Origin of the sequence: Paraburkholderia sp. SIMBA_054, assembly GCF_046534875.1 — a bacterium.
Classification (GTDB): domain Bacteria; phylum Pseudomonadota; class Gammaproteobacteria; order Burkholderiales; family Burkholderiaceae; genus Paraburkholderia; species Paraburkholderia hospita.
Window position 1 is genome coordinate 1 of record NZ_JAWRXV010000125.1, and the last position, 9872, is coordinate 9872.

Below are 9872 nucleotides of genomic sequence, written 5' to 3' on the forward strand. Positions count from 1 at the left end.
AGTTTACAACCCAATCCGCTATGTCATTGACCGTAAACGACTTTCTCGGCGCCTACAGACTTATGTGTAATGGGATGCGTATACCCAGGACAATGAACTGATCACTGCGAGCGAAATTCGCCTGTCCCCTGCCACCCAGTTCATAACAGTCTCCCGCGCGAAGCGCAAATCCTCTGCTAAATCTCGCGGCCTCCCCTGACAGGCGGTTGTTATCGCCTGCAAGATCATTAACCGTACGTTCTCTTGTGACGCACACTCAACGTCTTCATCACACATGTTCAAAAGATTGCCGTAATCTCTCGCTACCCACAGTTCATATTCGGATGGTTCGCTTTGCGACTCAAGAACGCCGGATTGACCATCGCCTCCAAAAAAATGTTGGCAAAATCCGCAATGCCCAGGCAAGCAATCACGGGAAAGCTCAGTCGATTGGGAGCGACCACAATACGGGCAAGAACTGGTCAATGGAATCTCATGTAGCGGACAGACAACAACCTGTTTGATCGACCATAACAAGCGCTCATATGGGAGGTTCCCAGAAGCGACGTCGCTTTCGAGGCATCGGCTGCACCACATTCGACGTGAATGCAAATGCGCACCGCCTCCAGACCTGACAAACTCCGCAAACGGCAGAAGTGTCAGCGCGTGAAGATCCCTTCTCCCTGTAAGCTCATTAAAGGCGGTGACCCAGTTTCGCGCGCACTCGCCAGCGCCGTTGATACTTGGTGCCTTGGTGGGACCAGAGACCTTTCCCCGGAGACGCGAACCGTAAGGCCACTGTCCGTAGTGATCGCGCAACGCGTGCGGACTGATACTTGACGATATAGCGAGGTGTTGAACATAGCTAGTCAGCCGCTGGCGGTCCCAAGCGCCTACAGCACATGGCTCCAGGTGGAACAATGCACGACAAGGAATAGGACAATAGCGATGGGACTCAAGCATGTTTTTGATCCCTTACGCCTCTCGATGGCTTGGTCCTGCCAACACGTCGGTTCTTACCCGTTTTCGGCTTCGCCTTGCCAGCATCAGATGTTTCCTCGTCTTGCTCGTCGGGAACCAGCTTGCGGCTGTCCTCTGGATGCTGAACACCCTCAACCTTCAGGTATCCGTCAAACATGTCCATTTGCAATTTTTTCCACTGCGCCGGTTTGAGGTAACACTGGCTAAGAATTTCTTCATCGATTGGTCGATTGAGCTGCGACGAAAGCACGAGGCCCCTCGTCATGATTTTCTTCAGGAGACCTGTAGTCCTTAGTGCCTGATGCACAATCTGATCGGCAAACGGTTCTAGATTGCAACCGCCTTTCACGGGCATGATTTCCTGCAAGGCGTAGAAAACTTTCGCTACTGATTCCACCTCCTGCGGCAAATACGGTCGGACATGAATCACATCACCGCGGCGAGCGAGCTGACCAGTTTGCAACGCCAGATCATATAAATCATAGGCACCTGACACGATCATCGTTGTGTTCGAACTATTTACCATTGATCTGAGTGTGTTCGACTTGATCTTCACCCGTTCCAAGCGACTCGACTGTATAATTCCGGATGCTTCATCGAAGAAAAGAACGAGAGGTTTTCGCTCACGTATCGAGCGCCGCAGCCGAGCGCGATACGCAGAGATAGTCGGTGCACGACGTTGGGTGATATCAGGCAGGAAGAATTCGCGACCCGCGATTACTCGCCGGACTTCCGGCAATGTATTAAAGACCAGCGGAGCCTGGAGCGCTTCAAGAATCTGTTCGTAAAAATCCTTCCAGTCAAAGCGACCATCCTCGCCCGACCATGCCTCAATGCAAACGGACGGGATCGTGTACTTGTCGTCTGGATTTGACTTAAAGAATTCTTCGCTTACCCTCACATGCAATTCGTCCCCCAGCGAGGATTTCCCCACACCAGCAGGACCGACCAAGACCAGCATTGTTCCCGGCAGACCGCAGGCAATAGCAGTTTCCATTTTTTCGAGCGCTTCATCGAACGCATCATGATGGACAATCTCCTCCTTGAAGAATTTCACTCGAACAGCTAGTGGGGCATTCAAGATTTCATCCGGACACTTCTGTACCCTACGGCTTGCGATACGTTTGCGCATGGTAGCCTCTCTCTCTCAACACCCGAAGTTGCTGTTCGAGCGATAGATCGTCCGAATCCGATTCGATCCCGTCATTAGATACACGCGCTTTCTGACTCTCATCACTTGGCTCGGCGGCCTCAGAATCGTTACGCTGTCCGTTCACGCGCTCTGCACACTGCCCATCCATATCCTCCACAATGTCCGCGACCTCTATATTGGCCTCGCTCTGAGACGCCAAGGTTCTGCTGTGAAGGATAAAATTTTCCTCGAACTCCGCCAGAGTTATCGGATCGGTCGATGATGCGTCGGCGTCGCTTTTCTCACGTTGCAGCGGATACCATTCATGATCAACAAACGCATATGCGACGTTCGGATCTATCGGGTGCATTTTTACTGGCACGGATAGCCTATGGTATTGCGGACTCTCGAGACGCGGATTCCTGAACCGTGAAAGATTTGTGCGGATACCACGTTGATAATCAATCTTACGTGTCGCCCCTCGCACGGACGGAAACGCAAGCGGTATGCAATCCTTGATGCGCCTGAGCCGTCCAAGCCGCTCCCCGGAGCGGTCTAGCCCCATTTCGAATTTCTGCCTCGGAGACATACATAACGTCCCGTGGCGCCGCTTGTCGTAGGTCTCAAAGAGGTACCGTGCAAGTCCGTCATAGAGTTCCTCCAACGTGTGTCTCGCCAGATTCGTTGGATCCGTTTCTTCCGTTAAGCCCCTTGGGTTTCTTCGAAGCTTCGTGTTACCGAAAAGATTGTGAATAAAAGCCGCCTGAGACACTCCAAAGATCCGCTCAATGACATCGCCTTCTCGACACGCAGACGTTTTTCTCGGCTTCTCACCCGTTCCAAGAAAGCGCAAAAGCCATTTGAAATCGGCCGCGCCAAATTCCGATCCCCCGTCAAATATCACAAATTCCGGCGCTCGGCCAAATCGGCGAATCATATCCAGAAAAGCTGCCATACATGACAAGTATCTCGGCTTTCTGAGCGAAAGATAGAACCCTAAGATTCTTCGACTGTATGCGCAAATAATCAAGGTCAAGATCGGTCGACCGAGCGGCTCACCTGTTTTTTTCGACACGACCTCAATTTCCAGCTCGGTGTGGTCGATATGAACATACTGCATCGGATAGTCGCCATGGATTGGAGTGTCATGACGCAAAATCCATGCGAAACCCGACGCCTGGTATGCAGCTTTTGCTCCTGCACGCTGCCTTATCGTGTTAACGTCCGTCTCTTTGGCTACGCGGCGGAGAAACGTAACTTTTGATATTGATTCGCCGATAGTCTTCAAACGTTTTGAGAGTCTGCCGAAAACGAACCATTTATTCGGTCCGCGAAGAGATTCAAAATCCGCATCGAATATCTCTTTAATTATTTTCTCAACTTCATCACTCAGCCTCCGACGGCGATTGCCCCTATCTGGCCACTTTGGCAGGAATGCAGCAAGAACATCTTCTCCGGCATGCAGAGCATCATATTTTACTTTCCGTAAAGTTCTATACGTACGATCTGAATAGGCCTCGGTCACCGCGATAGATCGGTCTCCATCCTCCCACCTTCCAAGCAAATCGAGCTTGTCGACCGCATTTTTTATTGCTTTAATTGTGGCGTAGCGCCATGGTGTGTCCAGATACAGAGCGTCACCATCCGATCTCGGAAGACTGACGATTGTTATTCCACCCGTTTTCCAATACTCGGCGAGTTTGGCAGTCTTTATGACGATGGGCTCCCCTTCGTCGTCTGGCATCAGTAATGCGTCGAGGTTTCCGGAGACAGCAACGGTGAATGCATGCGAACACAGAATTAACCTCGTGCCGGCCGAAAAATCCGGTTGCTGATTACTCAATCCAAGAGCGGTCAACCGGTGCTCACATTGATACGCTTCTTTGTATACCTTGCTACTTTCCACATCGCGGAAAACCATAAAGCGGTGATTTTCACAGACAAATGCGCTTGAGAAATCTGCGACAATTGCTCCGGTCGCTATCGCAACATAAAAATCGTCCACCCCATGCTCAGGCAGTGCTGATCGAAGTTCTTCCAATGTAGCGAAAGAGACGTGTTCAAAGAACCGATCCGCCTTTCTGACGAAGCCTGGAGTTGCTGTCTGCCCATCAACCAGATATGACCGAAGGAAATTCATATTTCGATCTGCGATAGAGTCGATCTCCTCCGCGATTCGTACTCTATAGGTGAGCTTCAGTTTGCTGGCCGCCTCCTCGAGCGGGGGACAGCGAATGATGGTGTCTTCTCTCTTGAAGCGTACCGGATTGTTCTTGCACTTCGAATTAAGGGAATCCAGCGTGAACCACTCATCCAAGTAGATTGCGGAAGCCGTCCATACAAGAAATCCCTGCGTCCAGTTGAAACAAACAGGCTTACCTCCTCGACCTTGATATCTAACGTTAAGCTCGAACGGACTGTCGAGATAGCCGAGCACCTCATCATCGAACAGGTATGAATTCGCGGCTTTCCTCTCTACTCCATTTGCGACATGAATCGTCAATCCCATCTTCGGGCATGGCATATCCAAAGGTGCTTGATACCTGTTGGGCTGTAAGTCCCGCGCAGGCCGTCGAAAACTATCGAGAATACGCTTCCTTGTTGGTGAAGGTATCTCCAACTCATCAAACAACGAGTACAAACGATCTTCAGAGAATACATTCATTCGTATCTCTAATTAAATATCTATTGCAATAGTAGTTGGCAAGACCACAGTGCCAACAGATACGGAACATCGCGTCATGTTCTTGGACTCTTGATGTCGATACCAAGACTTGCCGGAGGTTTTAACAACCTATAAACTCGCGTCGCGCAGGTCAAGCGCGGCCAACATGCGGCCTGCGCAGTCGGGATGATCGTTGCCCTGGCTTTCGCTCAATTCCGGCATTGAAGCGCCGCCGCATCAGACGCAGCCGGCACCTACGCTGATGGCGGATAGAGGAATTGAAGAAGTGTAACAATATGTAAGTTTTTGGCGAATTTATTAAACCAATTAACTTCCAAACGGAAGTTTTATGGTTACCTGCACACGACGAATCTTCAGATTCGTCAAAAGCCTTGTGGCGGAAGGCAGCCGGAGTCGAACCGACCAGAGAGTGGCTGACACCCCCTACTGGGTTTGAAGCCCAGCCGCACCACCAGATACGAATGCCTTCCGTTGACGCCTAACCTCAACCACAAACTTTCCGCAACCGATTATAGCGAGCGCTAAACAACACCATCATCCGTGGCGCGCGCAATTGCGCGACTCCACATCACGCACCCGATTCGCAAGCAAGCGCCTCACGCAAATGCGAATCCGGCCTCAGCCAGTGCACCTCGCGTTGAAAGCGCGTATAGCCGATGCGATCGAAGAACTCCAGAATCTGGATCGCCCGCTTGCGCCCTAGTCCAGTCGCGTCGCGAAACCCCGATGCGCCCAGCGCGCCGCCATGCCCATTCGCAATCCCCGCGACGAGCCGCGCAAGCTCATGCACCACGTCGCGGTGATAGAACAGATCGCGGACAACCTGATGCACATCACCTTGCCGCGCGAGCTTGCGCAACACCTGACGCACTGCATCTTCGTGCTGCCCCGTCGTCTTCGCAAGATCGCGCACCCACGGCGGATCGAAGCGGCCTTCCAGAAGCAGCGGCAGCAACCTGTCGGCGAGACCTTGCTCGTTCGAATCGAGCGCGATCGAATGCCCCGGCGCATGCAACCACGGCCCGCTCCTCGCAACGACACCTTCGGCCACGAGCGAGTCGACTAGCGCGCGCCACATCGCGTCGGGCACCAGCGGCGCCGCGATGCGCCGCAAGCGCGCGGCATCCGGTCCCAGTTCGTCGGGCGAGCGCGCGTGATATTGATCGAGCGTCGCAACCACATTCGATCGCAAACGCGCCCAGTGCGTACGTAACACGACGACGGCATCGCCTGCGTCCTTGCCATGCAGCGCGATCTCGTCGGCATCGGCAGGCAGCGGCAATGCGTCGGCGGGCAGCCCCGTCAGTTGCGTCAGCATCGAACGCGTTACGCCGCGCGGCGCCTCGTCGAGCAGCGGACCGATGCGGCCGTCGTCGAGCCACGTCTGCAACGCGTCGAGCCATGCGCGCCGCTCCGCCGTCCTGCGCTTGCGCGGCGGCCCGAACGGATCGAGCACGCGCCCGCCACCGACCGTGCGCGTCGCCTGCGCATTGCGCACGATGAAGCGATCGCCCGGCAACGCGCAGACAGGCGCATCGAACACCAGCTGCACGCGCGCGCTGCAGCCGGCCGCGAGCGTATCGCCTTCGAGCAACGCGACATGCGCGACACGATGCAGCGTGCCAATATGCACATGCAGCGGCGCCCAGTGTTGCAGCGTGATATCCGCGTCCGCGAGCAGCGTCAGCTCGACGTCGAAGCGTTCGCCCGGTTTTGCGAGCCGCGCATCGACGATCCAGTCGCCGCGCGCAATCGCGTCTTTATGGATGCCGGCGAGATTGAGCGCGCAGCGCTGTCCCGCGCGCCCTACATCGGCCGCACGGTTTTGCGCGTGGATACTGCGCACACGCACGGCTCGATGCGCCGGTTCGAGCATCAGCGTGTCGCCCGTTGCGACGCGCCCGGCGAACACCGTGCCCGTCACGATCGTGCCCTGCCCCGCAAGCGTGAACACGCGGTCGACGGCGAGACGGAACAGCCCATCGTCGCGCCGCGCGCGCCATGCGACGGCCGCGTCGCGCAGATGACTCGACAGCGCGCGCACGCCGGCATCGTCGGGTGAAGTCGCGTTCGTGTCGAAGACGGGCGCATCGGCGAACGGCGTCGCGGCAAGCCATGCGCGAATCTCTTCGCGCACCTGGGCGATGCGCGCGTCATCCACGCGATCGGTTTTAGTTAAAGCGATCGCGCCGCGCGTAATGCCAAGCAGTTGCAGGATCGCGAGATGCTCGCGCGTCTGCGGCATGATGCCGTCGTCGGCGGCGATCACGAGCAGCGCATAGTCGATGCCACACGCGCCCGCCGCCATCGTATGCACGAGCTTTTCGTGGCCCGGCACGTCGATCATGCCGAGCACGTCGCCGTTGTCGAGCGGCGTGTAGGCGTAGCCGAGTTCGATCGAAATGCCGCGCGCCTTCTCTTCCTTCAGGCGGTCGGTATCGACGCCCGTCAGCGCGCGTACCAGTGTCGTCTTGCCGTGATCGATATGGCCCGCCGTGCCGACGATCATATCCGCAGCTCCGCGCATTGCGCGACGAACACGGCTTCGTCGGCGGCTTCGAGGCAGCGCAGATCGAGGCGCAGCGCGTCGTCGGCAATGCGTCCGAGCACCGGGCGCGGCAACACGCGCAGCGCTTCTTCGAGCTTCATCAGCGCGCGGCCGCCGCGCTTGCCCGCGGCATTGCGCATCGCAAGGCCGAAGCTCGGCAACTGATCGACAGGCAACGCGCCGCTGCCGATCTGACTCATCATTGGCTCGGCCGTCACGCTGTACGCTTCGCCGAGCGCGCGTTGCAGCACGGCTTGCACACGCGTCGCCTGTTCCTGCATGTCGGCGGCGGGACGCGTCAACAGACGCAATGTCGTCAGCCGCTCGCGCAACCGCTCGGGCGCGCGATAAAGCTGCAACACAGGTTCGAGCGCCGCGAGCGTCAGCTTGCCGACGCGCAGCGCCCGCTTGAGCGGATGCTTCTTGATCTTGCGGATCAACTCTGCGCGCCCGACGATCAACCCCGCCTGCGGCCCGCCCAGCAGCTTGTCGCCGCTGAACGTGACGAGATCGGCGCCCGCTTCGACCGTCTCGCGCACGGTCGGCTCGGTCGGCAAACCGAACTGCGCGAGATCGACGAGCGTGCCGCTGCCGAGATCGACGGCCATCGGCAGGCCGCGCGCATGCGCGAGCTGCGCGACGTCATCGACGGACACGCTTTTCGTGAAGCCCTCTATCGCATAGTTGCTGCAATGAACCTTCATCAGCAGCGCGGTGCGCGCATTGATCGCTTCGTCGTAATCCTTCAGATGCGTGCGGTTCGTCGTGCCGATCTCGCGCAGCTTCGCGCCCGCGCGCGACATGATGTCGGGAATGCGGAACGCGCCGCCTATCTCCACCAGTTCGCCGCGCGACACGACCACTTCCTTCTTCGACGCGAGCGCCGACAACGTCAGCAGCACGGCCGCCGCGTTGTTGTTGACCACCGTCGCCGCCTCGGCGCCCGTCAGCTCGCAGATGAGTTCGTCGATCAGATCGTCGCGATCGCCGCGGCTGCCCGTGGCGAGATCGAACTCCAGGTTCATCGGCCGCGTGAGCGCTTCGACTACCGCGCGCACGGCTTCGTCGGGCAGCAGTGCGCGCCCGAGATTCGTATGCAGTACGGTGCCCGTCAGATTGAACACCGCGCGCAAATGGGGCCGCGCGCGCGCGGCGAGCGTGTGCGACGCATCGTCGATTAGCTTCGCTTCGAAGCTGATCGATTCATCGAAAGAAGTGCCCGCGAGCAGGTCGCGCCTTAGCGAATCGGCGGCCGCGCGTATTGCGTCGACGACCTGCGTGCGGCCGTATTCATCGATCAATGGTTGCGCTTGTGCCGACGACAGCACGCGCTCGACAGCCGGCACTCGCGCAAGCAACGCGCGCATGTCCCTGTTCAACTGGTTTCCCGACACTTCGCTCACGCTTGCGTCCCCCGCGCGGTTGCTACGACGACGGCTTATTCGTCCGAAGGCACTTCCGGCCACAGCAGCGGATTCGGACTGCTGCGCTTATAGCCTGCTTCGTTCATTAGCAGATCGAGCGTGAGGCTCGCGAGGTCGTCGGCGAGCGGCTCGAAGTCGTAGTCTTTCTCCTGATAGCCGATCTTGCGATACGTGTGACACTCGTCGCACGATTCGGCCTTGAGCGCTTCACTGCCGCCGTCGATGCCGTGATACGCGATGCCCTTCGTCGAATCGCAATTCGTGCACTTGACGCGCACCACATGCCACTCGGTCGAACACAGGCCACATTGCACGTAGCGATAGCCCTGGAACTGCCCGCCGACGCGCACGATGCTCGCGACGGGCGGCACGCCGCACACGGGACACGCGCCGGGCGCGTCGAGATACGGCACGGCGCGCTGATCGATGCGGCTCGCGATGTCCGTCCACACCACCTGCAACGCGGCCATCACGAACGGCGCGGACGCCGGCTCGACTTCGTTGAAGCGCAGCGCAAGGATCGCGTCGGCGAGTGCGTCGAGTTCTTCCGCGCGCTTCACGCGCAAGTCGTCGATCACGCGGGCGAGCATGGGCGTCACCAGTCCCGCCGCTTCGACGCGATCGAGCAGACGCTGCAATACGTCGCGCCACAAGGGATCGCGATCCGCCGTGGTCGCGGGCGCAATGGGCATCGAATGCTGCTGCGCTAGGTCGATGGATTCGGTGGAGGGCATCGCCGCGCTGATCTGCGCGAGCGTTTGCTGCTGCGCGTCGGCCAGCGTCGCCATCAGCCGGATATAGCCGCCAATCGGACTCGCATCCGCCAGTTGGCGCAGACGTGCGGCGCGCGTCGAGAATAGCGTTGCGCGCTCCGGCATCCGCAGGCGCGGAATGGCGGAGTGATCGATCGATTCGATCTGGCCGGGATCCAGGATGCGTTGCACCAATTCAGGTTCCTGCTAGTCAGAAACATGGATGGCGTCAACAGTAGCAGATATGCAGACGCAGCGCGCACTACTGGCCCGGCGCGCGCCGCGCACAGGTTACTTGATACTCTCGCGAAACCACTTCGGATGATGCTTGCGCGCCCAGCCGAGCGTCACCGTGCCACGCACCATCGCG

At 58.0% G+C, this 9872-nt stretch carries 6 protein-coding genes, 1 tRNA gene and 1 pseudogene; all 8 read right to left on the reverse strand.

All coding sequences use genetic code 11. The features are described 5' to 3' along the window. Nucleotides 1-60 precede the first annotated feature (60 nt). Nucleotides 61-942 carry a TniQ family protein gene (locus SB822_RS53720; protein WP_410858664.1) on the reverse strand — a complete coding sequence of 294 codons (882 nt, stop codon included), beginning with the start codon at nt 940-942 and terminating at the stop codon, nt 61-63. Beyond that, entirely contained in the window at nt 935-2092 is a 1158-nt protein-coding gene (locus SB822_RS53725) for an ATP-binding protein (RefSeq protein ID WP_410858665.1), read from the reverse strand. The genes SB822_RS53720 and SB822_RS53725 overlap by 8 nt, the downstream gene beginning before the upstream one ends. Then, nucleotides 2067-4757, reverse strand: coding sequence for a hypothetical protein (locus SB822_RS53730; RefSeq protein WP_410858666.1), 2691 nt, complete (start codon nt 4755-4757; stop codon nt 2067-2069). Before SB822_RS53730 ends, SB822_RS53725 begins: the two co-directional genes overlap by 26 nt. A 395-nt stretch (nt 4758-5152) precedes the next feature. Then, nucleotides 5153-5248: transfer RNA gene (locus SB822_RS53735), tRNA-Sec, on the reverse strand. A gap of 98 nt (nt 5249-5346) precedes the next feature. Next, the gene (selB, locus tag SB822_RS53740) at nt 5347-7287 is read right to left on the reverse strand and encodes a selenocysteine-specific translation elongation factor (protein WP_410858667.1); all 1941 of its coding nucleotides are present in this window, start codon (nt 7285-7287) and stop codon (nt 5347-5349) included. Continuing rightward, complete coding sequence (gene selA, locus SB822_RS53745) at nt 7284-8729, reverse strand: L-seryl-tRNA(Sec) selenium transferase (protein WP_410858668.1); 1446 nt, start codon at nt 8727-8729, stop codon at nt 7284-7286. Before selA ends, selB begins: the two co-directional genes overlap by 4 nt. A 35-nt stretch (nt 8730-8764) precedes the next feature. Beyond that, complete coding sequence (gene fdhE, locus SB822_RS53750) at nt 8765-9697, reverse strand: formate dehydrogenase accessory protein FdhE (protein WP_410858669.1); 933 nt, start codon at nt 9695-9697, stop codon at nt 8765-8767. Nucleotides 9698-9793: 96 nt separating this feature from the next. Next, nucleotides 9794-9872, reverse strand: a pseudogene (locus SB822_RS53755) (formate dehydrogenase cytochrome b556 subunit); the annotation flags it as partial.

Coding starts and splice junctions, on each gene's coding strand:
- SB822_RS53720 (WP_410858664.1), bottom strand. CDS start 942: ATGCTTGAGTCCCATCGCTATTGTCCTATTCCTTGTCGTGCATTGTTC.
- SB822_RS53725 (WP_410858665.1), bottom strand. CDS start 2,092: ATGCGCAAACGTATCGCAAGCCGTAGGGTACAGAAGTGTCCGGATGAA.
- SB822_RS53730 (WP_410858666.1), bottom strand. CDS start 4,757: ATGAATGTATTCTCTGAAGATCGTTTGTACTCGTTGTTTGATGAGTTG.
- selB (WP_410858667.1), bottom strand. CDS start 7,287: ATGATCGTCGGCACGGCGGGCCATATCGATCACGGCAAGACGACACTG.